At 64.9% G+C, this 26,395-nt stretch carries 21 protein-coding genes and 1 pseudogene; 14 read left to right on the top strand and 8 right to left on the bottom strand.

All coding sequences use genetic code 11. From position 1 onward, the window contains the following. From HL666_RS31220 to HL666_RS31210, 3 genes are all read right to left on the bottom strand, one after another. On the bottom strand, positions 1 to 623 hold a 623-nt coding region (locus HL666_RS31220; protein WP_283814801.1), incomplete at its 3' end, for a cytochrome c3 family protein. 524 nt (positions 624 to 1,147) lie between these two features. Next, positions 1,148 to 2,506, bottom strand: coding sequence for a cytochrome c3 family protein (locus tag HL666_RS31215; protein WP_172185374.1), 1,359 nt, complete (start codon positions 2,504 to 2,506; stop codon positions 1,148 to 1,150). A gap of 12 nt (positions 2,507 to 2,518) precedes the next feature. After that, positions 2,519 to 3,196 (bottom strand): pyridine nucleotide-disulfide oxidoreductase, encoded by a 678-nt coding sequence (locus HL666_RS31210; RefSeq protein ID WP_246741670.1) that lies wholly within the window; start codon positions 3,194 to 3,196, stop codon positions 2,519 to 2,521. A 557-nt stretch (positions 3,197 to 3,753) separates the two neighbouring features. Here HL666_RS31210 and HL666_RS31205 point away from each other — a divergent pair. From HL666_RS31205 to HL666_RS31160, 10 genes and pseudogenes are all read left to right on the top strand, one after another. After that, positions 3,754 to 5,055 carry an NAD(P)-binding domain-containing protein gene (locus HL666_RS31205; RefSeq protein WP_172185370.1) on the top strand — a complete coding sequence of 434 codons (1,302 nt, stop codon included), beginning with the start codon at positions 3,754 to 3,756 and terminating at the stop codon, positions 5,053 to 5,055. Beyond that, positions 5,042 to 6,538 (top strand): ankyrin repeat domain-containing protein, encoded by a 1,497-nt coding sequence (locus HL666_RS31200; RefSeq protein ID WP_172185368.1) that lies wholly within the window; start codon positions 5,042 to 5,044, stop codon positions 6,536 to 6,538. Before HL666_RS31205 ends, HL666_RS31200 begins: the two co-directional genes overlap by 14 nt. 286 nt (positions 6,539 to 6,824) lie before the next feature. Beyond that, on the top strand, positions 6,825 to 8,813 hold the full coding sequence (locus HL666_RS31195) for a heme lyase CcmF/NrfE family subunit (protein ID WP_172185384.1): 1,989 nt from the start codon (positions 6,825 to 6,827) through the stop codon (positions 8,811 to 8,813). Positions 8,814 to 8,821: 8 nt separating this feature from the next. After that, positions 8,822 to 9,358 carry a DsbE family thiol:disulfide interchange protein gene (locus HL666_RS31190; RefSeq protein ID WP_172114691.1) on the top strand — a complete coding sequence of 179 codons (537 nt, stop codon included), beginning with the start codon at positions 8,822 to 8,824 and terminating at the stop codon, positions 9,356 to 9,358. A gap of 17 nt (positions 9,359 to 9,375) precedes the next feature. Beyond that, a complete protein-coding gene (locus tag HL666_RS31185; protein ID WP_172114693.1) occupies positions 9,376 to 9,861 on the top strand; it encodes a cytochrome c-type biogenesis protein in 486 nt (161 codons plus the stop codon). Beyond that, a complete protein-coding gene (gene ccmI / locus HL666_RS31180) occupies positions 9,858 to 11,177 on the top strand; it encodes a c-type cytochrome biogenesis protein CcmI (RefSeq protein ID WP_246741669.1) in 1,320 nt (439 codons plus the stop codon). Before HL666_RS31185 ends, ccmI begins: the two co-directional genes overlap by 4 nt. A gap of 63 nt (positions 11,178 to 11,240) precedes the next feature. Beyond that, the gene (locus tag HL666_RS31175; protein ID WP_172114695.1) at positions 11,241 to 11,894 is read left to right on the top strand and encodes a response regulator transcription factor; all 654 of its coding nucleotides are present in this window, start codon (positions 11,241 to 11,243) and stop codon (positions 11,892 to 11,894) included. Beyond that, the gene (locus HL666_RS31170) at positions 11,776 to 13,275 is read left to right on the top strand and encodes a sensor histidine kinase (protein WP_246741668.1); all 1,500 of its coding nucleotides are present in this window, start codon (positions 11,776 to 11,778) and stop codon (positions 13,273 to 13,275) included. The genes HL666_RS31175 and HL666_RS31170 overlap by 119 nt, the downstream gene beginning before the upstream one ends. A gap of 477 nt (positions 13,276 to 13,752) precedes the next feature. After that, positions 13,753 to 14,919: pseudogene (gene nhaA, locus HL666_RS31165) on the top strand (Na+/H+ antiporter NhaA). Positions 14,920 to 15,147: 228 nt separating this feature from the next. Beyond that, positions 15,148 to 15,348: a hypothetical protein gene (locus HL666_RS31160; RefSeq protein WP_172114697.1), complete on the top strand. Its 201-nt coding sequence runs from the start codon at positions 15,148 to 15,150 to the stop codon at positions 15,346 to 15,348. Between the two features lie 89 nt (positions 15,349 to 15,437). Here HL666_RS31160 and HL666_RS31155 read toward each other — a convergent pair whose 3' ends face one another. Both HL666_RS31155 and HL666_RS31150 read right to left on the bottom strand, forming a co-directional pair. Continuing rightward, positions 15,438 to 15,953, bottom strand: coding sequence for a hypothetical protein (locus tag HL666_RS31155; RefSeq protein ID WP_246740029.1), 516 nt, complete (start codon positions 15,951 to 15,953; stop codon positions 15,438 to 15,440). A gap of 131 nt (positions 15,954 to 16,084) precedes the next feature. Further along, positions 16,085 to 17,632, bottom strand: coding sequence for an acetolactate synthase large subunit (locus tag HL666_RS31150; protein ID WP_172134023.1), 1,548 nt, complete (start codon positions 17,630 to 17,632; stop codon positions 16,085 to 16,087). A gap of 280 nt (positions 17,633 to 17,912) precedes the next feature. Here HL666_RS31150 and HL666_RS31145 point away from each other — a divergent pair, with 280 nt between their 5' ends. Further along, entirely contained in the window at positions 17,913 to 18,485 is a 573-nt protein-coding gene (locus HL666_RS31145) for a L,D-transpeptidase (protein ID WP_172185366.1), read from the top strand. A gap of 137 nt (positions 18,486 to 18,622) precedes the next feature. Then, positions 18,623 to 19,366: a DUF2927 domain-containing protein gene (locus HL666_RS31140; protein ID WP_210262376.1), complete on the top strand. Its 744-nt coding sequence runs from the start codon at positions 18,623 to 18,625 to the stop codon at positions 19,364 to 19,366. 224 nt (positions 19,367 to 19,590) lie between these two features. Here HL666_RS31140 and HL666_RS31135 read toward each other — a convergent pair whose 3' ends face one another. The 3 genes from HL666_RS31135 to HL666_RS31125 form a co-directional block, all read right to left on the bottom strand. Next, positions 19,591 to 20,730: a M48 family metallopeptidase gene (locus HL666_RS31135; protein ID WP_172134021.1), complete on the bottom strand. Its 1,140-nt coding sequence runs from the start codon at positions 20,728 to 20,730 to the stop codon at positions 19,591 to 19,593. Continuing rightward, a complete protein-coding gene (locus tag HL666_RS31130) occupies positions 20,705 to 21,838 on the bottom strand; it encodes a DUF898 family protein (protein WP_172134038.1) in 1,134 nt (377 codons plus the stop codon). Before HL666_RS31130 ends, HL666_RS31135 begins: the two co-directional genes overlap by 26 nt. A gap of 215 nt (positions 21,839 to 22,053) precedes the next feature. Continuing rightward, the gene (locus HL666_RS31125) at positions 22,054 to 23,226 is read right to left on the bottom strand and encodes an isovaleryl-CoA dehydrogenase (RefSeq protein WP_172185364.1); all 1,173 of its coding nucleotides are present in this window, start codon (positions 23,224 to 23,226) and stop codon (positions 22,054 to 22,056) included. Between the two features lie 224 nt (positions 23,227 to 23,450). On the opposite strand from HL666_RS31125, the gene HL666_RS31120 reads away from it, so the two are divergent. Together HL666_RS31120 and HL666_RS31115 are read left to right on the top strand one after the other, a co-directional pair. Continuing rightward, entirely contained in the window at positions 23,451 to 24,746 is a 1,296-nt protein-coding gene (locus HL666_RS31120) for a cytochrome P450 (protein ID WP_172185362.1), read from the top strand. Between the two features lie 188 nt (positions 24,747 to 24,934). Continuing rightward, positions 24,935 to 26,206 carry a cytochrome P450 gene (locus tag HL666_RS31115; RefSeq protein WP_172185360.1) on the top strand — a complete coding sequence of 424 codons (1,272 nt, stop codon included), beginning with the start codon at positions 24,935 to 24,937 and terminating at the stop codon, positions 26,204 to 26,206. The last annotated feature ends 189 nt before the right edge of the window (positions 26,207 to 26,395 follow it).

Below are 26,395 nucleotides of genomic sequence, written 5' to 3'. Positions count from 1 at the left end.
CCCATCGCGGTCTTGCCGTTGTGGCAGGCCGCGCAGTTGGTGTCGGTCGCGGCATGCTTGAAGCCGGCACCAGCGAAGCTGGTCGTGCCGGTGTGACAGGTCTCGCACGGCAGATTGGTCTGTAGATGGTTGCCGGACTTGCCGCGCGCCGTCGTCCCGTTGTGGCAGTTGGCGCAGCCGGCGACGATGCCGGCGTGATCCATCTTCATTCTGATACGAAAGCTGGCCGTCGACCTGTGGCACACATCGCACGGCGCGGTCGTCGTGACGTGACTCTTCGGCTTGCCACGTGCCATCACGCCGTTATGGCAGGTCGTACACGAGCCCTTTGCCTGAGTATGATCGAGCGCGCGAACGTCCTTCCACGTCGAGGTCTGATGGCAGCTCTCGCAGCGCCGCGTGGTCATCGGGTGATTGACCGACATGCCCGCTGTCTGCGCGCCGTTGTGGCAACTGGCGCACTGCGTCTGCGTGCCCTTGAACCGCCCACCGACGTGGCACGACGAGCACTCCACCCCGACATGGCCTCCGGTCAGCGGAAAGCCGGTCGAGAGATGGTCGAACGAGCTCTGTGCAGCAGCCTGCCCTGCAAATACGAAGGCGAGCAGCATAACAGCGAGCAACCACCGCACCAGACGGTGCGATGCTCGCGCCAACAGCCCCAGCTTGCTGTAGCAGCTGCCCAACTCGAACTCCGATCTTCACTCGCGACTCGATCGCCATCCGGACGTGCAACGGCGATCGGACTCATCGAGCAGAGACCTTCCGGGTCTCGCTGATCGACGGTCGCCGCGACAAACCTAAATAGCTTCCGCAGATTTCCTGTACGGCCCGGCGGCACGTCTCCCCAGCCACCGAATACGCCGAACGCCCCCCGCTCCTTTAATCCAGCGCCACGTTGATCGAGCGGAGACTAAGTCATCAGCTAGATCAGGCAGCGCATGGTACGCCTACGACAGGGCTTCCAGAGACGCGTAAAGCTGGCCCAAAACTGGGCCAAGCTGAACTCAAGCTGAATGGCTCGTAGGGATTCCGGCGTGCTTCGCTCACGACGTTCTCGCGGCGCATCCCGCGAGACCGCTCCTGCGAGCTCATCTCAGCTCGACGGGATCTCCCGACGTCCGATGCGGCCGGGCAGCCGCTCGAATCAGTTCCTGATCTGAACGTTGCGCCATCCCGTCGCGACATGACAGCGCTCGCACGTCTGGCCAAACGTGCCGTTGTGCACGTCCGAGCTGCGATGACAGCTGAAGCAATCCATCGGCAGCTTCAGGTCCGGCGGCGACTTCGCCTTATGACAGGCCTCGCACGTGATCTTCTGATGAACGCCGACCAGCGGAAATCGCGTCTGCCGCGCGTGATCGAAGCGCCACAGCCGCCATCCGTTCGGATTGTGACACGTCGCACACCGCCCGCCGAGTTTCCCCTGATGGAAATCCTTGTGGCAGCTCTCGCAGGCCATCGGCGTGTTCTTGTAGGTCGGAGTGCGGTGGCACTCCTCGCAGGGCACCGACTTGTGCAGGCCGATCAATGGAAAACGTGTGATTTCATGATCGAAGGAGAGCTTCTTCCGCCAGCCGATATCGCTATGGCACGTCTCGCAACGCTCGCCGAGCTTGCCCTGATGCGGATCCTGCTTGCGGTGACAGGACACGCACGACGTCGCGAGCTTGTCCCGATAGAGGTCGCCGGTATGACAGCTCTCGCATTTCACCTTGGCATGCGCATTCCGCAGCGGGAATCGAGTCTTGTCGTGATTGAAGCGGACCGTCTTCCACTTGTCCTGATCGTGACACGTCTCGCATTTGTCGCCGAAGCGGCCGCCATGGACATCCTGAAGACGATGGCACGAGCCGCACGACGTCTGCAGGTCCTTGTATTGCTGGCCGGAGTGACACGTCGCACAGGCGACAGACTTGTGGGCGCCTACGAGGGGAAACCGGGTCTTCGTGTGGTCGAACTCCTTTGGTGCGCGCCACTTCACCGCCGTGTGGCAGCTTTCGCAGCGTTCACCGAGGCGGCCGCGATGCGGATCGAGCGCCTTGTGACACTCGAAGCAGGTCGACGGCGTGTTGCGGAATTTCACCTTCGCGACGTGGCATCCTGCGCAAGGGACGTTCCTGTGCGCATCGACCAGCCGGTAGTTCGTCATGTCGTGGTTGAAGGTCTCCTTGTCGAGTTGGACGATGTCGGTCCCTCGCCCCTTGTGGTCGGTGTGACACTGCCTGCATTCCTGGGTCAGCGCCGCCTGGTCGCGTCCGTGCAGACGCTCACGCTGCCTGCGATCGACGGCAATCTCCTTGTGACAATCGAGGCAGAGGCCCGACTGCGCCTTCCGCGTAAAGGCTTCGTGGCACTTTCCGCATTCGCTTTCGAGCTTGGCGTGCTTTTCGGTCAGCGGGCCGGGCATGACCAGCTTCTCCAGCAACGTCTGCGCTCGAAGTCCGGCCGACAGCATGGCCACGCCGACCAGGAGGGCGACAAGGACCGCGAGGCGCCACCGCATCACACAACTCCGTCAATAGTGATGCACGGCCCAGACATGAACGACACCCGCCAGCAGCATGAGGAAAAACAGCGGCAGATGAAGCACATGCCACAGTGAAAACAACCGTTCGAAGAATGTCAGCTCAGCGGCCTTCCGCACTGCCGCAGCGTACCGCCGCACGACCGCTTCGATCCGCTTCTCGCGGCGCCGGCGCTCGGACCACGACCATCGCGCCAGCCGCGCTTCAGCGCGAATGAGCCGGCGCGCTTCCGCAACCACGTTGGCACGCAGCCGCCTCGTGCGCGCCGCGATGATCGCTCCCGTCCGCAGGCTGCCCAGCGCTGTCAGCGGCACTTTGTTGTCGAGCCCCTTGCTGAAGGCGGCGAGCTCCCGCGACACGAACGATGCAGCCTGCATCTCCTGACCGAGCTCCGTCCTCATTGCCTCGGCTTCCGCAACCAGCTCCTTGACACGCGCCCTCCCGCCGTGAAGGCCCATATGGATCTTGCCATAGATGTACCGGCCGATCACACCGCTGATCGCCACGATCAGCATGGCGAAGAACGCCACGTTGCTGTTGAGCGCTCCCAGCCTGAAATTCGCATGAAACAGAATGAGCACGGGGCCGGCGACGCCGAGCAGCATATGGGTTCTGAACCAGAACGGCACCGATCCCATCCCGCGCAGCGACCTGAAGCGCTTGCGCATCGAATAGGCCAGCAGCGATAGCATCGCGACACTGCCGTAGATTCCGAGCCAGTATCCGGTGCCGGATCCCGGCGTAATATACTCCTCCTCTTTCTGCAGCCAGCCGACGGCAATCGCTCCGAGAACGATGACCGTGACGACGACCGGAACGGCTCCGCGAAGAGGATTGCCGCTCACGCGAGCGACCGTTGCCCTGCTCATGTCCTTGACGCGTCCTGCGAAACCCGATTGCCGGATCGGCGGATGTCCGGCTTACCTGCAGATCTCCGCATCTCAATCAGGAGAGCATTTAGTGATAACCACTTGCAACAACTCCTCCGATCTTCCGACACTGGCGTCATTAGTCCGATATCAGCGCGAGCCATATTTCCGCCGACGCCATCTGTTCAACGAATGACCTAATCCTCGTCTGCAAGACGACAGATCATTCTGGAATTTCTATGTCGACATCTCTTGAGAGAAATTTGCATCTAGCACCGCCGTCGACCGTTTCGCGCTGCGGTCAGCGACTCTCACGGTCTTCGGTTAGTTCGTAGAATAGAGGGAGCGAGAACGACATGGCGCTCGATCTCCTGATCGTCTACGCGGCTCCGATGCTCGGCGTCTGGGCCACCTACATGGCCGTGCGCAAGAGACAAGAAATAAAGAGCGTCGCGAAGCTCTCTGCCGCCAGGGACGCCGGTCTTCTCGAGCCTGCATCGCTTCATCCGATCATCGATCCCGCCTTGTGCATCGGTTGCGGCTCGTGCGTCAGGGCGTGTCCGGAGGGCGACATTCTCGGCCTCATCGGCGGCAAGGCGTCGCTGGTGGAGCCCTCGCATTGCATTGGACACGGCGCCTGCAAGGCGGTGTGCCCCGTGAACGCCATCACGCTGGTCTTCGGCACCGAGACTCGCGGCATCGACATTCCGAACGTAGACGAAGCATTCCAGACCAACGTGCCGGGCCTCTTCATCGCCGGCGAGCTCGGCGGAATGGGGCTGGTCCGCAACGCGATCGAGCAGGGACGCCAGGCGATCGACTCCGTCCGCAAGCTCAAGACCATCGGCAAGTCCGACATGCTCGACGTCGTGATCGTCGGCTGTGGTCCGGCCGGACTCTCCGCCAGTCTCGCCTGCCTGCAGCATCGGCTGCGCTTCGTCACCCTCGAACAGGACTCGCTCGGCGGCACCGTCGCGCACTTCCCCCGCGGCAAGCTGGTGATGACCGCCCCCTTCACGCTGCCGCTCGCGGGCAAGTTCAATTTCAGGGAGCTCAGCAAGGAACAGCTGATCGCCTTCTTCATGAGCATCGTGCGCAAGGCCCGTCTCGACGTGAACGTCGGCGAGCGCGTCGAGGCCGTCACGCGAGCCGGAGACAGTTTCGATGTCAGGACGAACCGCGGCAATTACAGAACGCATGCCGTGCTCCTGGCAATCGGGCGCCGCGGAACGCCGCGCAAGTTGGAGGCTCCAGGCGAGGAGCAGACCAAGGTCGTCTATCGGCTGATCGATCCCGAACAGTATCGTGGCCAGCACGTGCTCGTCGTCGGCGGCGGCGATGCCGCGCTGGAAGCCGCCTGCTCCATCGCAGACGAGCCTGGGACGACCGTGACGCTTTCGCATCGCAGCGAGTCGTTCAATCGCGCCAAGCTGAAGAACCGCCAGCTGGTCGAGACCGCCGCACGATCGGGCCGGCTTCGCGTCATCTACAACTCGTCGGTCAAACGGATCGGCCGTGACGACGTCGAGATCGATGCCGACGGCCGCATGAGCACGATCCCAAACGATGCCGTCATCGTCTGCGTCGGGGGCATTCTGCCCACCGCATTCCTGAAGAGCATGGGTATCGAGGTCGAGACGAAATATGGCACGGCGTAGAACCTCTCTCGTCATCATTCCCCTGATCTGCCTCGTCAGCTTGAACATGGCGTCGGTGGCGCTGTCCGACGACGCGACGACGAGCGCAAACTCCGGCGCGAGCCAGGCTGCCGATACGGCGATCCGGGCCGGACGTCCCGAGGAAGCCGTGAAGCTGCTCGAGCGCGCGGCCAGCGCCGGCGATCCGGAGGCGCAGTACCGGCTTGCATCACTCTACCGCTCGGGTCTCGGCACCCGATCCGATGACGCGCTGGCGTTCAGATGGATGGAGGCGAGTGCAAGGAAGGGACACGTCAAGGCGCAATACAATGTCGCGGCGATGTATCTCGCGGGGCGCGGAACGCCGGCCGATCCCGAGCGCGCGCGAGATTGGCTGCGCAAATCGGCGGCGGCCGGCTATCAGCCCGCCGAGCGGTTGCTGGTCGACATGGCCAATCGACCTTCGCTCCCCCGCACCCGCGAGACGGAGCGCGTAGCAGCGCGCAAGCCGCCTCCGACGCTCGATGCGCAGGCCGCGATGCGAAATGGCCATCCTGCCATCATCGATGCGGCCCTCCGCGGTCAGCTCGATCCAATGCGTCAGTTGATCGCTGCCAAGGCCGACGTCAATGCCGTCAACGAGGACGGCGATACACCGCTGGCGATCGCCGCGGCAGCCGGGCATCTGCGGCTGGTGGAACTGCTGCTGGCCTCAGGCGCCACCCCAAACACGAGCAACCGGCGCGGCGACACGCCGTTGATGCTGGCCGCGGACAAGGATCACCCAGACGTCGTCAAACTGCTGCTGACGAGGGCGGCCGATCCATCCGCCGCGCGGCCGGACGGCTCGACTGCATTGCTGATCGCGGTCAGCCGCTGCAACGGCGCTGCCACCGCCGCGCTTCTCGACGGCGCTTCGAGCGGCCTGCCGACGACAGCGGACGGCCGGACTCCGCTGATCATCGCGGTCGGATCATGCGCCAATGACGCGCTCGATCGGCAGCTCGTTCAGAAGTCCGACCTCAATGCCGCCGATATGCAAGGCCGTACCGCACTCTGGCACGCCGCCAATAACGGCAATGTACGGGCCCTCGAGCAACTGATCCGTGCCGGCGCCGGCGTCGACCGCGCCGACGCCGATGGAAAGACGCCGTTGCTCACCGCCATCGAAGGTCGCAGTGCCCCAGCCTCGCTGTTTCTGCTGGAGCATGGCGCCGATCCCAGACGTGCGACCACAAGCGGAAACACCGCGCTGATTCTCGCCGCCCGCGCGGGGCTCGCCGATGTCGTCGCCGAACTTCTCAAACGCAAAGCCGATCCGAACTTGCGCAACGCCCAGGGCATGAGCGCACTGATGATGGCCGCGAATGACGGCCATATCGGCATCGTGCAGAGCCTGCTCGCCGGCGGAGCCGAGAAGCAATTGAAGAACAAGCGGCGCGAACGTGCCGCGGACATTGCGACAGCCAGCGGCCACAGCGATATTGCCAAGCTCTTGGAATAGCTGACAAGCCGGTTCTGCACCAGCGCCGATGCGGCATTCGCCGCGCGAGCTATGAAGAGGTATCAGCGGGCATTCCTCGACCAGCAAGTTGCTTCGTCGCGGAATATTCGATCATGCGGCTCTCCCGAATAGCCGATGCAAATCAGTTGCATTTACACTACGACGCACGTCGAATGATCATCATCATTCGGTACGAATGATGCCTCATTGGGCGCATTGAGTGTCAACTCATCACAGACACTTGATAATTAGTCGCAGGAATGGTCGCTGCGGTCGGGGAGCTAACATGACAGCGGAGGCTGGATCCTTTGCACTCATTCTCGCGCTTGTCGTGTCTCTGGTGCAGTCGATCGTTCCGTTTGCGGCGCTGCATCGCCAGTCCGCAATGATCGCCGGCTTCGCTCGTCACGCCGCCCTGACTCAGTTTCTGTTCGTCGCGATCGCGTTCGCATGCCTGACGTCGCTGTTCGTCCACTCCGACTTTTCGGTGCAGGTCGTCGCAGCCAATTCGCACACGCTGAAGCCGCTGCTCTACAAGATCTCTGGGGTCTGGGGAAACCACGAGGGATCCATGCTGTTGTGGGTCCTGATTCTCTCGGTGTTCGGCGCGGCGGTTGCGCTGTTCGGGACCAACCTGCCGGACAGGCTGCAGTGCAACGTGCTTGGCGTCCACGGCATGATCGGCCTTGGCTTCCTGACCTTCATCGTCTCGACCTCGAATCCGTTCGCGCGGCTGATCGATGCTCCTCTCGAAGGCAACGGCCTGAATCCGATCCTGCAGGATCCAGGGCTCGCGTTTCATCCGCCGTTTCTTTACCTGGGCTATGTCGGCTTCTCGATGGCCTTCTCATTTTCGGTTGCCGCGCTGATCGAGGGCAGAGTCGATGCAAGCTGGGCCCGTTGGGTTCGGCCGTGGGTGCTGGCGGCGTGGTGCTTTCTCACGATCGGAATCACGCTCGGCAGCGCGTGGGCCTACTACACGCTCGGTTGGGGCGGCTGGTGGTTCTGGGACCCCGTCGAAAACGCCTCCTTCATGCCGTGGCTTGCGGGGACGGCGCTGCTGCATTCCGCCCTGGTGGTCGAGCGTCGGAGCGCGCTGCAGAGCTGGACGATCCTGCTGGGGATCGTGACCTTCTCTTTGAGCCTGATCGGCACTTTCCTGGTGAGATCCGGCGTACTCACCAGCGTTCATGCCTTCGCACAGGACCCGTCGCGCGGCGCCTTCATCCTGGCGCTGATCCTGGTGGCGACCGGCGGGGCATTGACGCTGTATGCGATCCGGGCGCCGGGCCTGAAGCGCGGAGCATTGTTTGCAGCCGTCAGCCGCGAGAGCGGCCTGGTGCTCAACAACATGCTGCTCACCGCAGCCGTCGCCACGGTGTTTCTCGGCACGTTCTATCCGCTTCTCGTCGACATGCTCGGGAACGACAAGATCTCCGTCGGCCCGCCGTACTACAACATGACATTCGTCCCGATCATGGTCCCGGTGCTGCTCGCCATGGTGGTTGGCCCGGTTCTGAAATGGAAGCGCGACATGTTCGTCGCGGCGTTGCAGCGGCTCCGCCTCGGCGGAGGGCTTGCGGCATTCGTCGTCATCGCCATCCTGATTGCGACATTCGGACAGCGTTTCCTGGTCGCGTTGTTCTTCGGCATCGCCGTCTGGCTCGTCGTCGGCTCGCTGACGGTGCTGGTGCATCGCATGCGCCTCGGCCCGGCGACCCCGCTGGCGACCTCGCTCAACCTCGCGCGCACCACGCCGCTCGCGGTCTACGGGATGGTGCTGGCCCATGCTGGAATGGGCGTCACCGTGGCGGGTATTACGGGAATGGCGGCGTGGGCCAGCGAAAAGGTGCAGATGCTGCGGCCAGGCGAGAGCCTGCAGCTTGCGGGCTACGACATCAAGCTGCGGTCTATCGGGAAGTTTCCAGGCCCCAACTACGAAGCGGAGCGGGGCGTCTTCGACATCACGCGGAATGGCAGGCCGTTCACGCAGCTGTCCAGCGAGCGTCGCTTCTATCCCGTCCGGCAGCAGATGACCACGGCCGCGGGCATCCGCACCAACCTGATATGGAACGTATACGTGACGCTCGGCGATCCCGACGACAAGGGCGGCTGGGCCGTGCGCTGCTACTATCATCCGCTCGTGCCGCTGGTCTGGATCGGCGCGCTGATGATGGCCTGCGGCGGCTTCATCTCGCTGGCCGACCGGAGACTGCGCGTCGGTGCGCCGCGCCGGGCGATGCCGGCCGTGCCTGCGGCCGTTCCTGCCGAATAGGACGAGACATGCCGCGCCTCCCTTATCTCATTCCCGTCATCGCCTTCGCCGCGCTGGCCGTTGGGCTGGCGTTCAGCCTGACAAACGATCCTCGGCGGATGCCCTCGACTCTCATCGACAAGCCGACGCCGCGCTTCCAGCTCGCATCGCTTGACGGCAAGAGCGCCGGTCTTGCCAATACCGATCTGCAAGGCGACGTCCTGCTGCTCAACGTGTTTGCATCCTGGTGCCCCGGATGCCGCGTCGAGCACCCGATGCTGCTCAAGCTCGCAGAGAGCGCCGCGATCCCGATCTACGGGCTGAACTGGAAGGACGATCGGAACGACGGCAAGCGCTGGCTTGCCAAGCATGGCAGTCCCTATGCCCGTGTCGGCTCCGATGAGTCCGGCCGGGCCGGCATCGATCTCGGCGTGACCGGCGTTCCCGAGACCTTCGTGATCGACCGGGCCGGTCGCATCCGCTTCCGCTATCCCGGCCCGCTGACCGAGGAGGTGTGGCGCAGCGATTTCGAACCCCTTCTGAAGGCCTTGAGGAGCGAGTCATGAGTCGGCCGCGGATTCGAATGACTGCGCTGCTCGTCGCGTCGCTGGCGCTGGCGGTGAGCGTGTCGCCATCTCGTGCAGTGCTTCCCGACGAAATGCTGCGGGATGAGCGTCTGGAAGCGCGGGCGCGCGCGCTGGGTCAGGAGCTGCGCTGCGTCGTGTGTCAAAATCAGAGCATCGACGACTCCAACGCCCCGCTGGCGCATGATCTGAGGGTCCTGCTGCGCGATCGCCTGCAGGCCGGCGACAGCGACCGGCAGGCGGTGGACTTCCTGGTCGCGCGCTACGGCAACTTCGTCCTGCTCAAGCCGCCCCTGCAATGGAATACGATCCCGCTGTGGATCGGCCCGCTGCTGGCGCTGCTGAGCGCCATCGTCGTCTTTGGCCGCTACGTCCGCCGAGCGTCGGCCAATGCGGCAGCGCCCGAGACGGAGCGCACCGCTCCGCTCAGCGCCGATGAACTCGAAGCCATCGAGGCGATTCTCGATCGACGGAGCCTTTCATGATGCTGTGGCTGATCCTGACGGCGATGATTTCCGTGGCCGCCGTACTCATCTCGACGCCCTTCATCCGCGGCTATGAGCGGAGACAGCTGGCCTCGGCGCAGGGACTAGCCGTGCACCGCGACCAGCTCCGCGAGATCGAGAACGACATGGCCCGCGGCCTGATCGACCGGTCGGACGGCGAGACCACGGCCAACGAGATCAGACGGCGCATTCTTGCCGCGGCTGCCGCTGAACAGCCGCCGGCCGTCGCTCTCACCAGCTCGGAACGAAAGTTCGCACTCATGGTCGTCACGACGACGGTGGTGTTCGGCTCCGTCGCTCTGTACGCGGTCGTCGGAAATCCGGATGTGCCCGCAGCCGGGTCGGGCCAGACCGCCAGCAGCACGACCGCGAGGTCGGTCGGCGAGGCGCGATCCGACGCCGGCAGCCAGGCCATTGCCTCGCTTGAGCAGATGACCGGGCAGGACGGACGCGACCGGCCGCAGCAGGGCAGCGGCCTGCCGCCGGTCGAGGAGATGATCCAGCGTGTGCAGACGCGGCTGGAGCGCAATCCCCGGGATGCGGACGGATGGCGCCTGCTCGGCTGGTCATTGTTCAGCATCGAGCGCTTTGCCGAGGCGGCACAGGCCTACGGGCGCGCCACGGAGCTGCGGCCCGGCTCGGCCGAATACCGTAGCGCGCGAGGCGAGGCGCTGGTACGGGCCGCGGACGGCGCCGTCACGTCAGACGCGCGCGCGGATTTCGATGAAGCCCTCAGGCTCGATCCCAAGGATGCGCGCGCCCGGTTCTTCGTCGGCGTCGTGAAGGAACAGGAGGGCGACAAACGAGGTGCGATGGCCGACTGGACCGCCATCGTCTCGGAGGCCGATCCGAACGAGCCGTGGCTGCCCGATCTCAAGCAGCGGCTCGACGCACTTCGCCGCGAGCTCGGAGAGAGCGACAGCTCGCCCTCGCCCGTTCGGCCTGACCTCTCCGCCGAGCGCATGCAGCAGCTGCTGCGCTCCGGGCAGACGGCCGCAAGCGAGCCGGCCGAACCGCGCGGCCCGCGTGCCGCCGACATCCGCAAGGCGGAGACCATGTCGTCGGAGGACCGCAGCCTCATGATCCGCGGCATGGTGGATGGCCTTGCGGCAAGGCTCGAGCAATCGCCGAGAGATGCAGAGGGCTGGATCAAGCTGATCCGCTCGCGGGTGGTGCTGGGCGAGAACGAGGCGGCGAAGCAATCCCTGCAACGCGCCTTGTCGATCTTCGCAGAGGACGTCCCCGAACGCACGCGCATCGCCGACGCCGCCAGGCAGCTCGGGATCAATCCATAGCGTCCGGGGCCGATCCGCGTCTTCGCATCGTCGGCCCCCTTCTGCAAACCGGAGTCGTGGCAAATGCGCATTCTGCTCATCGAGGACGAGCCCGTCTACGCCGAGCGCATCAAGGAAAGCCTGGCCGACGCCGGCTTCGAGGCGGATCTCGCGACAGATGGCAGGCAAGGCTGGATGCTGGGCAACAGCCAGCCCTACGACGCCGCGGTGCTCGATCTGGGTCTGCCGTGCATCTCGGGCCTCGACGTGCTGCAGCGCTGGCGTCATACGGGACACACGATGCCGGTGCTGATCCTGTCCGCGCGCAGCGGCTGGGCCGAGCGCGTCAACGGTCTCAACGCGGGAGCGGACGACTATCTCGAAAAGCCCTTCAAGGCCCAGGAGCTCGTCGCACGTGTCAAATCGCTGCTACGCCGGGTCGGCAGCAGACCCGAGGCGGTGCTCCGTCTCCGTCAGATCGAATTCAATCCTGCGGCAGGCTCGGTCAAGAAGGATGGTGAGATCGTCGACCTGACCGCACTCGAGTTGCGTGTCCTCGAACTCCTCATGCGCCGTGCCGATCATATCGTGTCACAGACCGAGCTGCTGGACCACATCTATGCCGGCAACGATCATGGCGACTCCAACACCGTCGAGGTCTACATTGCCCGGCTCAGGAGAAAGCTGGGACGCGACTGCATTCGCACCATCAGAGGCTTGGGATATCGCTTCGGATAGAACAATGTTCCGTCGCAACTTCCGGGCCCGAATGATGGCCGTCGCCGCGATCTGGATTTCGATCGTCTTGTTCTCCAGCGGACTCGGGCTTTCGATCATCATTCGCCGCGTCGTAGAGGCGCACATCGATCATGACCTGCTCGATCATGCCCGCGAGCTCGCGGATCTCGTGGAGCTCGACGCAGCGCAGCGGCCAATCATCACCCGTCATCTGAGCGACCCGCGTTTCTCCCCTGCCCGGTCCGGCATGTATTGGCAGGTCAATCTGCAAAACGGCAGCAGCGCGCGTTCGCCGTCGCTGCAGGACGATCTCTTTCTGTCATTCACCCCCGACCGACCTCGCGACGGCCCCCCGAACACCATGTCGACGCTGACGAATGTGGAGGGGCCGACCGGGCCGCTGCGGATGGTTCGAACCGTCAGCGAGCCGTCTCGGCTCGGGCAACCGGTCGAGGTCCGGGTCGGTGCGGATGAGCGGCTCATCAGCGACGAGATGCAGCACCTCAATCTGACGCTGGTGGCGATGCTGGGTTTCATGGCGCTCGCCATGGTCGGCACCGCCTACGCCCAGGTCGTCTACGGACTGCGGCCGCTGCAACGCATGGGTCTCGCCATCGCGAACGTGCGCAGCGGCAAGACCACCCGCCTGCCCGAGGACCTTCCGGGGGAAATCATGCCGCTGGTGACCGAGTTGAACGGAATGATCACGGCCAATCTCACGATGGTTGATCGCGCCCGCGTGCTCGCCGGCAATTTCGCACATGCGCTGAAGACACCGCTGGCCATTCTCGACGAGGAAGCGGCGCGGCTGAGGGCGTCCGGCCAGGAGCATCACGCCCGGGTCCTCTCCGAGCAATGCTCGCGAATGGCGTTGCTGATCAACTATCAGACAGCGCGCGCGAAGGCGTCCGGAATCGCAAATGCGGGCGCGTGCTCGCTGTTGGCAGACGTGCTGAGGAGCGTCATCAACACCTATTCTCGATTTGGCCCGGGGCACGAGCGGCGGTTCGACGTCGAAGGCCCGACCGACCTCGTCGTCGCCTGCGACACCAACGATCTGACCGAGCTGATCGGCAACCTGCTCGACAACGCCGCCAAATGGGCGCGCGACCGCGTCGTGATTGCGATCGAGGACCTCGAGAGCACCGTGTTGATCACGGTGGAGGACGATGGGCCGGGCATTCCCGTCGAACATCGAACACGCGTGTTCGATGTGGGCACGAGACTTGACGACACCAAGCCGGGGACCGGGCTCGGCCTCGCGATCGCCCACGACCTGATCAGCCTCTATGATGGTCGACTGTGGATCGAGAATTCGAGAATGGGGGGCGCCGCCCTCAAGCTCGCGCTGAAAAAGAAAACCAGCCCAAGCTCGTTCTAACTCGGCTTCTTCTGTCACCACCTCGCCTCAAATGCCCTCGCCTCGCAGGCCTCTCCCTGCAGGGCTCGGCTCGCTCCACCGAAGCGAGCCACTCGCCGACCGAGACGAGAGATCCGGAAATAGGGTGGCATGGGCCACGCGCGGGGCGGCGTTCGCTCAAGAGCGGACGCGGCGAAATGCGCCAGCGAATCGGCCGCACATCCTGCGGTCGTAGTCCGGATCAAGTGCCATGCTTCGACAGGCCGAAGAATCGGAAATCGTCGCCGGTGCTCTGACAAGCGGCGCCATCCGCGCGGCGGCTGTCAGGTTCATCGTTAGGGAGCGACGCTACCGAGATCTTCGTCTTCATCTCGGACGATGCGGCTGCCCAGGTTCCGTCGCTTGCCGGGAGCATCGAGCCATGCGGGCCGCAGCGATTGGCCGCATCCGTGTCAGAGCCACAAGGTTTGACTGCCTGCGGCTGGCATAGACCATACGATGTTGCCACTGTTTCATTCGTTGAAGCGTCATGCGGCCAGTCAAGCGGGCGCCGGCGTCATCCTGATGATCTCGGCGACCGCCGCTCTGATCATCGCCAACTCTGCGGCATCAGATGTCTACTTCGGCACTCTCCAGCGATACGTCGCGGGTCTGTCCGTCCTGCATTGGATCAACGACGCTCTCATGGCGGTGTTCTTTCTGCTCGTCGGGCTGGAGATCAAGCGCGAGTTCCTGACAGGGCAGCTTTCAAGCTGGCCGCGTAGGACGCTCCCGGCGTTTGCGGCGGTAGGCGGAATGGCTGTTCCCGCCCTCTTCTACGTTGGCTTCAACCTGAACGATCCCGAGACGATTCGCGGGTGGGCGATACCGACAGCCACCGACATCGCGTTCGCTCTCGGAGCACTGGCCTGCTCGGCTCCCGCGTTCCGGCATCGCTCAAGGTGTTCCTGACCGCGCTCGCCATTCTGGACGACCTTGCGGCGGTCACGGTCATTGCGGTCTTCTACACCGATCATCTTCTGCTCGGATGGCTCGCGGCGGCAGCAGCCATCATCTTGATGCTGCTGATCCTCAATCGAGCCGGGGTTGCCAGGGTGTGGGTCTACTTGATCCCTGGCTCCGTCCTCTGGTTTGCCACGCTGCAGTCCGGCGTCCACGCCCTTGGCAGGTGTCGCACTCGCACTGACGATTCCTGCGTCGGGAGCCGGCCAGTCACCGCTGCTCCGGCTGGAGCATGCAATCCAGCCATGGGTCTCCTTCGTGATCCTGCCTGTCTTCGCCTTCGCGAACGCCGGCGTCTCTCTTGCCGGAATGGCCTGGGTGGTGCTGAAGGAGCCCGTGACGATCGGCATCGTGACCGGCCTGTTCCTGGGCAAGCAGATCGGCGTGTTTGCCGCGACATGGATGGCCATTCGCCTTGGACTGGCTGAACGACCTGACGGAGCGGCCTGGCACCAGATCTACGGGGTGGCAGTCCTGTGCGGCATCGGCTTCACCATGAGCCTGTTCATCGGCCTTCTTGCATTCCCCAGCGCCGGGACGCTTCAGAACGAGGTGAAGGTCGTTGTTATGCTGGGATCTCTGATGTCCGGACTACTCGGCATGGCGCTGCTGAGTCTGCCCGCGAGGCGTGACCCGCCCCAGTTGGGACATAGCCCGGCATGAAGGGCAATCGGATCGCGCTCACCCGGCCATTTTGACCTCGCTCGCCCACGCATGTCGTCCCTGCGTCCAGCACATTCGCCACAGAATGCGCCAGCCAGCTCCAGCGGCGATGGCGCAAGGCGGCAATTGCAGGGCGGAACTCTCACGTTTTCCTGACCCATGCGTCAGAACGCCGCGGTTCGAAACCGCCTATGCTCCTGGCGTTTCCAACCCACGGAGGTTTTCCGCATGCGTAAACTGATCATCGCCACCGCCGCCCTCGCCTTCGTCTCGTCGGCCGCTCTTGCCCAGTCGACCGAGAAGCCGATGACGACCACCGGCCAGGCGGCCAAGGGCGGCGACGCCATGGGCGGAGGCGACGACATGAAGATGAGCAAGACGAAGAAGAAGTCGTCGAAGAAGTCGTCCGGCGACGCCATGTCGAAGTAAGGCGCGGTCACCCGCGAATATCGCCGACGAGATCGGGCCGCTCCATGCGGGGCGGCCCTTCCTCGTGTGAAGGTCCGCCGGCGAGCATCTCAGCCCCCGGCCAGACCCATCTGCTGCAATCTTCCCGCGAACCACGCGGACAGCCCCGGATCGATCCGGGCTCCGACATAGATCTCAGGCGTGATCACGCTGCGACGGTCGAGAATCACCAAGACGCCGATCCAATAGGCAAACCACAGATGCGGGTCGGTCAGGGCCATCAGCTTGTGCCGGTCGTGCGCCAGCGGCTGATGGTTGCTCGCCTTGCGGACCTCGATCGCCAGCAGATTGTCGGGCACGGCGCGCTTGTGCACGACGATGTCGGGGTAGATCGACTTCCCGAGTTCGTCATCGGTCGAGACGATCGCGCCGCGCGGCAGCAGCATGGCGCGGTCGCCGAGCCGATTGTAGTCGCAATCGACGTCCCAGCCGAGGAAGTTGCGTTCGAGATGCACCGCCAGCCGGTGCGTCAAGGCGCGCTCGCCGAGATCCCGGTCGAGGATGTAGCGCTCGCGCGCGTAGAACTCCTGCAGCGCGGAGATCAGCCGGTTCAGTTCACTGTGCATGCCGCTCGGATACAGGAGAGAAGGACACCTCACCATGAACACGCGATCGGCGTGAGTCGCCAACCCCATAAATCGAGGCGAGGCGCCTTCCCTCGGCCGGCGGCCGTTTTGCGGCCGCCGGCGTTGCGGATTTACATCTGCACTTCGATCAGGCGCGGGCCGTATTCTGCATTGGCCTCCGCCAGCGCGGCGTTGAACTCGTCCGCCGTGGTGACGGCGCGGCCCGGAACGCCCATGCCCTTGGCCATGGCGACGAAGTCGAGCGTCGGGCGGTCGATCTTGAGCATGTCCTGGGCGCGCTGGCCGGGTTCGCCTGCGCCGACGCCGTCGAACTCACCGCGCAGGATCTGGTAGATCCTGTTGGCGAACACCACCGTGACCACGTTGAGGTTCTCGCGCGCCTGGGTCCACAGCGACTGGATCGTGTACATCGCACTGCCGTCACCGACGAGGCACATCACTTTCCGATCCGGGCAAGCCACCGCGGCGCCGGTCGCGACCGGAGTCGAGAAACCGATCGAGCCGCCCATGTTCTGCAGCCAGTCATGCGGCTTTGCCGCCGCCGTCGGCGGGAAGAAACCGCGGCCCGTGGTGATGGATTCGTCAACCACGATCGCATTCTCCGGGATCGCATAGGCAATCGCCTGGGCGATCGTCGTGTGGTTCAGCGCGCCGGTCGGCTTGATCAACTCGGCGAGCGGCTGCGGCTTGACGTCTGCGGCCTTGGCGCCCAGATGGCCGGCCAGCGCCTCGAGCGCGGCGGCGGAGTTCTCGCCCCAGGCGGTCATGCGGTGCACCTCGGTGCCCTCGGCCTTGAGCATGCTCGGCTTGTTCGGATAGGCGAAGAAGGCGACGGGGTCGTTGGCCTCGACCAGCACGATGTGCTTGTAGTTCTTCAGGATCGGCAGCGCCTGCTCGATCACATAGGGGATGCGGTCGATCGAGAACCGCCCTGCCCCGCGCGCCATCCGCGGGTGATAGGTCTGGCCCATCACGCGGCAGCCGGTCTTGCCGGCGATCTGCTGGGCGAAGGTCAGCGCCTGCTCGGTCAGTGCGCCCGCGGTCATCAGCACCAGGGTCTCCGGACCGTGGGCGTGCAGGATCTTCGCGGCCTTCTCGACTGCGTCAGCCGAATAGCTCGGGCGCTGCGCGTCGGCCGGAACCGGGGCGATGCCGTCGGCCTCGTTCCAGGCGGTGTCGGCGGGCAGAATCAGGGTGGCGATCTGCGGCGGCGCGCTCTTGGCGGCGGCGATCGCGGCGGCGCCGTCGGCGGCCACGGCCTTGGCGCTCGGCGAGGTCCGCACCCAGTCCGACATCGGCCGCGCCAGGCCCTCGATGTCCGAGGTCAGCGGGGCGTTGAAGCCGATGTGGTAGGTCGCGTGCTGACCGACGATGTTGACGATGCCCGAGCGCGCCTTCTTGGCGTTGTGCAAATTGGCGAGGCCGTTGGCGAGGCCGGGGCCGAGATGGAGAAGCGTCGAGGCCGGCGTGCCCTTCATGCGGAAATAGCCGTCGGCCGCGCCTGTCACCACGCCCTCGAACAGGCCGAGCACACAGCGCATGCCCTCGACCCGGTCGAGCGCTGCGACGAAGTGCATCTCGGAGGTGCCCGGATTGGTAAAGCAGACGTCAACGCCCCCCGCGACCAGGGTCCGTACCAGGCTTTCCGCACCGTTCATCCTATTCTCCCGTTTAAGTCCGCGCGCCATTTGCAATGCCGGGCAGATCAATCATTGTTCGCCGGCCGCGTCAAAGGGGCTGGCCGCATTGCTGCCATCGCCGCGGCGCCCATGCGCCGTCGTGGCTAACAGGGTGTTCGACCCGCGCGCCCCAGGATTTTCCGTGGGATTTGGGTCACGGACCGCCGCCACATACCGGCCTCACGCCGCCGTGGGTTGCGGAATGCAACCGTTTATGGCCTGTCTGCGGGCGGAATTTGATGTTTGCCAGGGGATGGAAATGAAGCGCTGTCTTGCTTTGGGAATTGCTGCGATCGCGTTGATGGCAAGCGCCGGGATGGCGCGGGCGGAAATGTTCGACACCAGGGACATCTTCGGCGGCGGGACGAACTTCTACCAGAGCGGCGTCAGCCCCATTCCGCGCGAGAGGGTCATGTTCCAGGGCGACTATGCGCCCGGCACGATCGTCGTGAACACCTCCGAGCGCCGGCTCTATCTGGTGCTGCAGGGCGGCCAGGCGCTGCGCTACGGCATCGGCGTCGGCCGCGACGGGTTCCGCTGGAGCGGCGTCCATCGCATTACCGCCAAGAAGGAATGGCCGGCCTGGACCCCGCCGTCGCAGATGCTGCGCCGCCGCCCGGATCTGCCGCGTCACATGGCCGGCGGCATCGAGAACCCGCTCGGCGCGCGGGCGATGTATCTCGGATCCACGCTGTATCGCATCCACGGCTCCAACGAGCCGGAGACGATCGGCCAGGCGGTGTCGTCGGGCTGCTTCCGCATGACCAATGACGACGTCACCGATCTCTACGACCGCGTCTCGGTCGGCACCACGGTGATCGTCAAGAACTGAAGCACGGGCGAGTTGCACGCGGGATCATGTCGCAAGGCCGGAGCGCTTATCATCGCCGGGAGCAAGCCATCCGCTTGCGGCGGTCGGCCCGGACCGCGGCAGTCGCCCTGACTGCCGCGCTGGCCTCGATCGTGACCATGACGATCCCGCTGCCGGCCTCGACCGCGGAGATTCCGGCCATCGCCGCGCGCCAGCGCGCCGAGAAGAAGAGCTTCACCGACGCCGAGATCACTGACGGCTTCTTCAAGACCGCGTTCGGCGCCGAATACCATCTCGCCGGGCGCGTCGATCGCATCCGCAAGTACAGCGCGCCGGTGCGCGTGTTCGCTGACGGCCGCCGCGCCGACCGCAAGGCGCAGCTCGCCAAGGTCGTGGGCGACATCGCCGCCCGCGTCCGTCATCTCGACATCGCGATGACCGAGACCAACGGCGACGCCAACGTCCGGGTCAAGCTGGTACGCGACCGCGACCTCTACCACACCATCAGCCAGGCCTATGGCAGCGAGCGCGCCCGCGAGATCAAGACCTCGCTCGATCCGCAATGCCTGTCCGGCTTCCGCAAGAACGAGGCATTCGAGATCGAGCATTCCGACGTGATCCTCACCGTCGACAATGGCGATTTCGTCTTCCTCGACTGCGCCTATGAGGAGCTGCTGCAATCGCTCGGGCCGATCAACGATACGGCGAGCGTGCCCTGGACGATGTTCAACGACAACGTTTCGATGGGCTATTTCGACGTCTACGACCAGTACATCCTCAACATGCTGTACGACCCGCGCGTCAAGGCCGGCATGTCGCTGGCCGAGGTCAAGGCGGTGCTGCCGGCCGTGCTGACGGATGTCCGGGCCTGGGTGAAGCAGGTCAACGATCTGGCGGAGTGAGGCGGAAGCTCAGCTAGTGGGGCATCGTCTTGGCCCTCAGATGAAGCCCCTGTCTCGCGTCAAGCTCTGGTGTCGTCCCGGCGAACGCCGGGACCCATACGCCGCGGCCCTGCGATGGGAGCACGCTGGGCGAGACCTTCTTCCAACAATCCGACTCGGTGGTTATGGGTCCCGGCGTTCGCCGGGACGATACCGGATTTGGGGAGAAGGCGTCGCCAACTCAGCTACTTGCAGATCCCCTTCATCGCCTTCCATTCCTCGGCGCTCAGCAGCGGCGGGCCGCTGGCGGGGCGGTCGGCGGCGCGCATGCGGGCCAGGCGATCCTCGGTCAGGGGGTGGCTCGACCACAGCGACAGCTTGCCGTCCTGCTTGCCGGTGATGCGGAACATCAATTCGCCCATCGGCCGGGTCGGTCGGCCGAGCTTGCGCATCACCTCGATGGCGAAACTGTCGGCCGCCTCCTCCGCCTCGCGCGAATAGGACGCGTCGATCATGGCCCGGGAAGCGAAGACCGCGGCGCCCGCGCCGGTGACGTCGCCGAACAACAGCCCGATCAGGAACGAGCTGCCGCCGTTGTGAATGAGCTGCCGCAGATTGTCGCGATGCTTGAGATGACCGAGCTCATGGGCCAAAACGCCGGCGACCTCGTCCGGATCGTTCGACTTGTCGAGCAGCCCGCGGAACAGGAAGAAGCGGCCACCCGGCAAGGCGAAGGCGTTGGGGATCGGGGTATCCAGCACCTGCGAGGCGATGCTGTCGTCGAGCCCGGCCGGCCGGCGCAGCGCCGTCACCAGCTTGGCGAAGGCCGCCTGCCCGGCCGCCTCGCTGCAGAGCTTGTCGCCGAACAGCGCCTGGATCTGCACCACGGCCGCTTCGCCGAGATGGCGCTCCATCGCCGGTGGAACGAGGGGCGTCAGCCGCTCGGCGGCAAAGGGAAGCACGACCAGCACGATCGCGACGATGGACGCCGCAGCCGCCAGCGACCAGGCGACGATGCGCGCGATTCCGCCGCGCGTCAGCCGGTTCTCGTCGATATGGCTGCACCGCGCGATCAGCTCGGCGGCAGCCGCGGCGTCGCGGATCTCGAGCCGTGCCAGCGGCGAGGCCGACAAGCAGCTGACGCGCAGCGTGCCACTCGGCCCGTCGACACGACGAATGTCCGCATAGGGCCAGGATACGAAATTGTCGGCGCTGCGCATCACGAGCTGATTGGCGAAGCCGATCGTAACGGTCTGCCGCCGGTTCGACAGTCCGTCGAAATAGGTCGCAGGACTGCCGGACGGCGCCGCCGGCTCGGCCGGCACGCCCTCGGCAGCGCGAGCCGCGCTGAGCTCGGGATCAGAATCCGGCGACGTCGAGTCCATCGGCAAACCCCTCGCCGAGCGCGCTGGCCAGATCGCCCTTTGCGGCGACATTGGCCATGGCCTCGACGCCATGCACCTGAACCGATTGCAGCACCGTCGCCCACATGTCGCGCACCAGATAGAGGCGCATCACGACGTTGAGCGCCAGGATCCAGGCGACGTAGCCGAGCCCCAGCAGCACCAGCATCGGAATGTTGTTGGAGAGCGCCTGGGCCTGCGGCAGCTCATCGCTCCCCAGCCCGAGCAGGCTGTGCATCAGAAAGGCCACAGCGCCGAAATAGGCGCCGGATGCGATCGACAACAGGATCCACCAGCCGATCACTTTCCAATACAGGCCGTAGAATGCGTTGCCCGGCAAGGTCGACTCCAGGCGCACGCCGCCAAAGCGGATGCCCGACAGCCACCAGCGCCATTCGACGGCTTTGAACTGCGCATAGACGAACGGCAGCAAGGGAAACAACAGCATCGCAAACGGCGCGATCACCCAGAGATACCAGGCCCGCTTGAAAAACTCCCAGCCGCGTCCCTCGAAGTCGCCGCTGAGATCGCCGTAATGCGAATGCCGCATCTTGTAGCGCTCGAGCGCTGCGGCGCGCCATGGCCAAGCCAATCCCAGCGTCAGCACCGCCAACAGCGTCCACAGCATGGCGCGGCCGGAATAGGCCCAGCCCGAGCCATCCATCCAGAACCGGATGCCGCGCCAGACCGTGCGCGTCAGCCGGTAGCGCCGCGCGCGATAGATCGCGAACTGGCCGAAGGCGTAGAAGGCGATCACGAGCGGCACGCTGGCGAACCCCTGGTACCGCTCGGCCTCCACGGTGACGAGGAAATAGGCAAGGTAGATCGGGACCAGGATCGCCATGGCGAACAGGAAGCCGATCAGAAGCTCCTTGCCGCGGCCGGTATATTCGGCGGCGTCCCCATCGACCGATGTGTTGACCCACAGATGCCGGCGGATGTCGGTCGCCAGCCAGAACCGGTAGAAGCCGAGGGTGATCAGTTCGATGGCCGCACCACGGCTGACCAGCCGGAAGAACTCGCCGCGTGCGCCGGAAAACACCGCGGCGAGCGGCGGAAGCGGCGGAGGCTGCTGCGGAACATAACTCATCTGGTTCACGGCTCGCGCCTCCGACACACGCAATGACATACAAAATACCTCGGTTGTTCGTCGCGGCGGCGACTCCGAGGTTCGAGGTGGGCGACGCATTTTGCACGCAACTCGGCCGGAAAAAAACACCGGCCGGGGCGAAGCGCAAATAAATATCGCGCCCGGCCGATTGGCGAACGCGAATCTTTCGCGCGCGCCTCAGGCCGGCCGGCGTCTCACGACGTCTTGTCGAACAATTCCCGCCCGATCAGCATGCGCCGGATCTCGCTGGTGCCGGCGCCGATCTCGTACAGCTTGGCATCGCGCAGCAGCCGCCCGGTCGAATAGTCGTTGATGTAGCCATTGCCGCCGAGCAGCTGGATGGCGTCGAGCGCGCATTGGGTCGCCTTCTCCGCCGCAAAGAGAATCGCGCCCGCGGCGTCCTCGCGGGTCGTCTCGCCGCGATCGCAGGCCTTGGCCACGGCGTAGACGTAGGCGCGCGCGGCGTTCATCGTCGTATACATGTCGGCGACCTTGCCCTGCACCAGCTGGAACGTGCCGATCGGCTGGCCGAACTGCTTGCGCTCGTGCACATAGGGCAGCACCGCGTCCATGCAGGCCTGCATGATGCCGAGCGGCCCTGCGGCGAGCACCGCGCGCTCATAGTCGAGGCCCGACATCAGCACGTTGACGCCGCGGCCGACCTGCCCGAGCACGTTCTCCTCCGGCACCTCGCAATCCTCGAACACCAGCTCGCAGGTATCGGAGCCGCGCATGCCGAGCTTGTCGAGCTTCTGCGCGGTCGAGAAGCCCTTCATGCCCTTCTCGATGATGAAGGCGGTGATGCCGCGCGGGCCGCCTTGCGGATCGGTCTTGGCATACACGACCAGCGTCTCGGCGATCGGACCGTTGGTGATCCACATCTTGTTGCCGTTGAGGACGAAGCGGTCGCCCTTCTTGTCGGCGCGGGTCTTCATCGACACCACGTCGGAGCCGGCCTGCGGCTCGGACATCGCCAGCGAGCCGACGTGCTCGCCCGAGATCAGCTTGGGCAGGTATTTGCGCTTTTGCGCCTCGTTGCCGTTGCGGCGGATCTGGTTGACGCAGAGGTTGGAGTGGGCGCCGTAGGACAGACCGACCGAGGCCGAGGCGCGCGAGATCTCCTCCATCGCGATACAGTGCTCGAGGTAGCCGAGCCCGGCGCCGCCATACTCCTCCTCGACCGTGATGCCGTGCAGGCCGAGCTCGCCGATCCGAGGCCAGAGGTCGCGTGGAAACTGATTGGAGCGGTCGATCTCGGCCGCGCGCGGCGCGATCTGCTCCTGCGAAAAGCTCGCCACCGTCTCGCGGATCGCGTCCGCCGTCTCGCCGAGATCGAAATTGAACATGCGCTGCGCGTTGGCGATCATGGGGCGGCCTCCTGCTAGTCTTCTGCTCTGCAACAATGGCCCAAAGCCATATTCCGTGACGTGGCGCTTGTCACGCCCGACATCCAGGTGAACACCAGCCTTGCGACGCAAGACCGGCCCTGGCGGCTCCCGGCAAACTCAGCGCTTGCCCCGCGCTCCCGGGCAGGATGTAATCGCGCCAAGTGTCGCCGGACAAATAGAAGCTGGCCATCAAGGAGACGTCCATGCACGGGACCACCACCACGGCCGAAGCAGATCGACCCGCCGCGGCAGGCGAGCGCGTCATCGAACGGGCCGCCGGCCGCGCAGCATCGCTGCCGCTCGCCGACTTCGATCCCGGCCATCCCGAGCTGTTCCGCACCGACACGCATTGGCCCTATTTCGACCGGCTGCGCCGCGAGGACCCGGTGCACTACTGCCGGGACTCGATGTTCGGTCCGTACTGGTCGATCACCCGCTACGACGACATCATGGAGATCGAGACCAACCACGCGGTATTCTCTTCGGCCTCGGCGCTCGGCGGCATCACCATCCGCGACGTGCCGCCCGATCTCCGCCGAGAAAGCTTCATCGCGATGGACCCGCCGCGTCATGCCGCGCAGCGCAAGACCGTGGCGCCGATGTTCACGCCGACGCATCTCGACGAGCTCGCGATCAACATCCGCAAGCGCTCGGCGGAATGCCTCGACAACCTGCCCGTCGGCGAGGTGTTCGACTGGGTCGACCGCGTCTCGATCGAGCTGACCACGCAGATGCTGGCCGTGCTGTTCGACTTTCCCTGGGAGGACCGCCGCAAGCTGACGCGCTGGTCCGACATCGCGACAACGCTGCCCGGACCGGACGGCCTGGTCGCGACCGAGGACGAGCGGCAGGCCGAACTGATGGAGTGCGCGCGCTATTTCGCGCGGCTGTGGCAGGAGCGTGCCAGCCAGCCGCCCAAGAGCGACCTGCTGTCGATGATGGCGCACAGCGAGGCGACGCGGAACATGGATCCGAAGAACTTCCTCGGCAACCTCGTGCTGCTGATCGTCGGAGGCAACGACACCACGCGCAACACCATGTCCGGGAGCATCTACGCACTCAGCCAGCATCCGGAGCAGTACCGCAAACTCAAGACCAATCCGGCGCTGATCGACAGCTTCGTGCCGGAGGTGATCCGCTGGCAGACCCCGCTCGCGCACATGCGGCGGACGGCGCTCGCCGACATCGAGTTCCGCGGCAAGCAGATTCGCAAGGGCGACAAGGTGGTGATGTGGTACGTCTCGGGCAACCGCGACGAAGCCGCGATCGAGCGCCCCTACGACTTCATCATCGATCGCTCCAGGCCCCGGCAGCATCTGTCCTTCGGCTTCGGCATCCACCGCTGCGTCGGCCTGCGGCTGGCCGAGCTGCAACTCAAGATCATCTGGGAGGAGATCCTGAAGCGCTTCGATCATATCGACGTGATGGACGAGCCAAAGAGGGTCTATTCCAGCTTCGTGAAGGGGTATGAGACATTGCCGGTGAGGATTGCGGCGTAAGTTTAATCCGCTCGACGATTTCGCGTACGAACTATCTGCGAATCCGTCATTGCGAGGAGCCGAAGGCGACGAAGCAATCCAGACTTTCTTCCTGGCCCTGGATTGCTTCGCTTCGCTCGCAATGACGGAGACCAACCATACTTCATGCATTGTCGAGAATGGATCGACCGTTGAAAAAGGACCACTCCATGACCGGCCAGGCCGCGCTTCGTTCCGACCATGCCGATCTGCTGCGCGAGGCGCGGCGGGAGGCGTATTCGACGCCGATCGAGGACTTCCATCCCGGCGCGCCCAGGCTGTTCCAGAACGACACGCTGTGGCCGTGGTTCGAGCGGCTGCGCAAGGAGGCGCCCGTGCATTACTGCACCAAGGCGCCGATCGAACCCTATTGGTCGGTGACGCGCTACCACGACATCATGCATGTCGACACCAACCACGCGCTGTTTTCCTCCGACGTCAGCAACGGCGGCATCATGATCCGCGACGTGCCGCCCGGCTATGAATGGCCGAGCTTCATCGCGATGGACGAGCCCCGCCATGGCGAGCAGCGCAAGACGGTGCAGCCGATGTTCACGCCGGATCATCTCGACGAGATGGCGGTGCTGATCCGGCAGCGCTCGGCGAGAGTGCTGGATTCGCTGCCGCGCAACGAGACCTTCAACTGGGTCGAGAAGGTGTCGATCGAGCTGACGACGCAGATGCTGGCAACGCTGTTCGACTTCCCGTTCGAGGAGCGCCGCAAGCTGACGCGCTGGTCGGATGTCTCGACCGCCTTGCCCAAGAGCGGCATCGTGTCCTCGGAAGAAGAGCGCCGGCGCGAGCTTGCGGATTGCGCCGAGACGTTCGGCAGGATGTGGAAGGAACGCCAGGCCCATCCGGGCCGTGACCTGATCTCGATGATGGCGCATAGCGAGGCGACGCGGCACATGACGCCGGACAATCTGATGGGCAATCTGATCCTGCTCATCGTCGGCGGCAACGACACCACGCGCAACACCATGACGGCCTCGGTGCTGGCGCTGAACGAGAACCCTGCCGAGTATCAGAAGCTGCGCGACAACCCGGCGCTGATCGAGACCATGGTGCCGGAAGTGATCCGCTGGCAGACGCCGCTCGCACATATGCGCCGCACCGCGCTGGTCGATACCGAACTGGGCGGCCGGAAGATCCGCAAGGGCGATCGTGTCGTGATGTGGTACGTTTCGGGCAACCGCGACGAGGAGGTGATCGAGAACCCCGATGCCTTCATCATCGACCGCAAGCGGCCGCGCATCCATCTCTCCTTCGGCTTCGGCATCCACCGCTGCGTCGGCATGCGGCTGGCCGAACTGCAGCTGCGCATCGTCTGGGAGGAGATCCTGAAGCGCTTCGACCGCATCGAGGTGGTCGGTGAGCCGAAGCGTGTGTATTCGAGCTTCGTGCGGGGGTATGAGAGCCTGCCGGTCCGGATTCCGGGATGAGCACCTCCGCTCCTCACCGTGAGGAGCCCGTCTCGAACGGCGAGGCGCGAGACCTCGGCCTCATGGTTCGAGACGCCGCTACGCGGCTCCTCACCATGAGGGGTGACACCCTTCGCAATGGCGGACCTTTCAACCCTCATGGCGAGGAGCGCCGCTCGCGGCGCGTCTGGAACCATGAGGCCCTCGCAA

This window comes from Bradyrhizobium aeschynomenes (assembly GCF_013178945.1).
Taxonomy (GTDB): domain Bacteria; phylum Pseudomonadota; class Alphaproteobacteria; order Rhizobiales; family Xanthobacteraceae; genus Bradyrhizobium; species Bradyrhizobium aeschynomenes.
The sequence above is the reverse complement of the archived record's forward strand: the minus strand, read 5'-3'. Positions and strand labels throughout refer to the sequence as shown.

Coding starts and splice junctions, on each gene's coding strand:
- HL666_RS31135 (WP_172134021.1), bottom strand. CDS start 20,730: ATGGACTCGACGTCGCCGGATTCTGATCCCGAGCTCAGCGCGGCTCGC.
- ccmI (WP_246741669.1), top strand. CDS start 9,858: ATGATGCTGTGGCTGATCCTGACGGCGATGATTTCCGTGGCCGCCGTA.
- HL666_RS31125 (WP_172185364.1), bottom strand. CDS start 23,226: ATGATCGCCAACGCGCAGCGCATGTTCAATTTCGATCTCGGCGAGACG.
- HL666_RS31215 (WP_172185374.1), bottom strand. CDS start 2,506: ATGCGGTGGCGCCTCGCGGTCCTTGTCGCCCTCCTGGTCGGCGTGGCC.
- HL666_RS31200 (WP_172185368.1), top strand. CDS start 5,042: ATGGCACGGCGTAGAACCTCTCTCGTCATCATTCCCCTGATCTGCCTC.
- HL666_RS31130 (WP_172134038.1), bottom strand. CDS start 21,838: ATGAGTTATGTTCCGCAGCAGCCTCCGCCGCTTCCGCCGCTCGCCGCG.
- HL666_RS31170 (WP_246741668.1), top strand. CDS start 11,776: ATGCCGGCAACGATCATGGCGACTCCAACACCGTCGAGGTCTACATTG.
- HL666_RS31145 (WP_172185366.1), top strand. CDS start 17,913: ATGAAGCGCTGTCTTGCTTTGGGAATTGCTGCGATCGCGTTGATGGCA.
- HL666_RS31205 (WP_172185370.1), top strand. CDS start 3,754: ATGGCGCTCGATCTCCTGATCGTCTACGCGGCTCCGATGCTCGGCGTC.
- HL666_RS31150 (WP_172134023.1), bottom strand. CDS start 17,632: ATGAACGGTGCGGAAAGCCTGGTACGGACCCTGGTCGCGGGGGGCGTT.
- HL666_RS31190 (WP_172114691.1), top strand. CDS start 8,822: ATGCCGCGCCTCCCTTATCTCATTCCCGTCATCGCCTTCGCCGCGCTG.
- HL666_RS31120 (WP_172185362.1), top strand. CDS start 23,451: ATGCACGGGACCACCACCACGGCCGAAGCAGATCGACCCGCCGCGGCA.
- HL666_RS31185 (WP_172114693.1), top strand. CDS start 9,376: ATGACTGCGCTGCTCGTCGCGTCGCTGGCGCTGGCGGTGAGCGTGTCG.
- HL666_RS31155 (WP_246740029.1), bottom strand. CDS start 15,953: ATGCACAGTGAACTGAACCGGCTGATCTCCGCGCTGCAGGAGTTCTAC.
- HL666_RS31140 (WP_210262376.1), top strand. CDS start 18,623: ATGACGATCCCGCTGCCGGCCTCGACCGCGGAGATTCCGGCCATCGCC.
- HL666_RS31115 (WP_172185360.1), top strand. CDS start 24,935: ATGACCGGCCAGGCCGCGCTTCGTTCCGACCATGCCGATCTGCTGCGC.
- HL666_RS31195 (WP_172185384.1), top strand. CDS start 6,825: ATGACAGCGGAGGCTGGATCCTTTGCACTCATTCTCGCGCTTGTCGTG.
- HL666_RS31175 (WP_172114695.1), top strand. CDS start 11,241: ATGCGCATTCTGCTCATCGAGGACGAGCCCGTCTACGCCGAGCGCATC.
- HL666_RS31160 (WP_172114697.1), top strand. CDS start 15,148: ATGCGTAAACTGATCATCGCCACCGCCGCCCTCGCCTTCGTCTCGTCG.
- HL666_RS31210 (WP_246741670.1), bottom strand. CDS start 3,196: ATGCGCAAGCGCTTCAGGTCGCTGCGCGGGATGGGATCGGTGCCGTTC.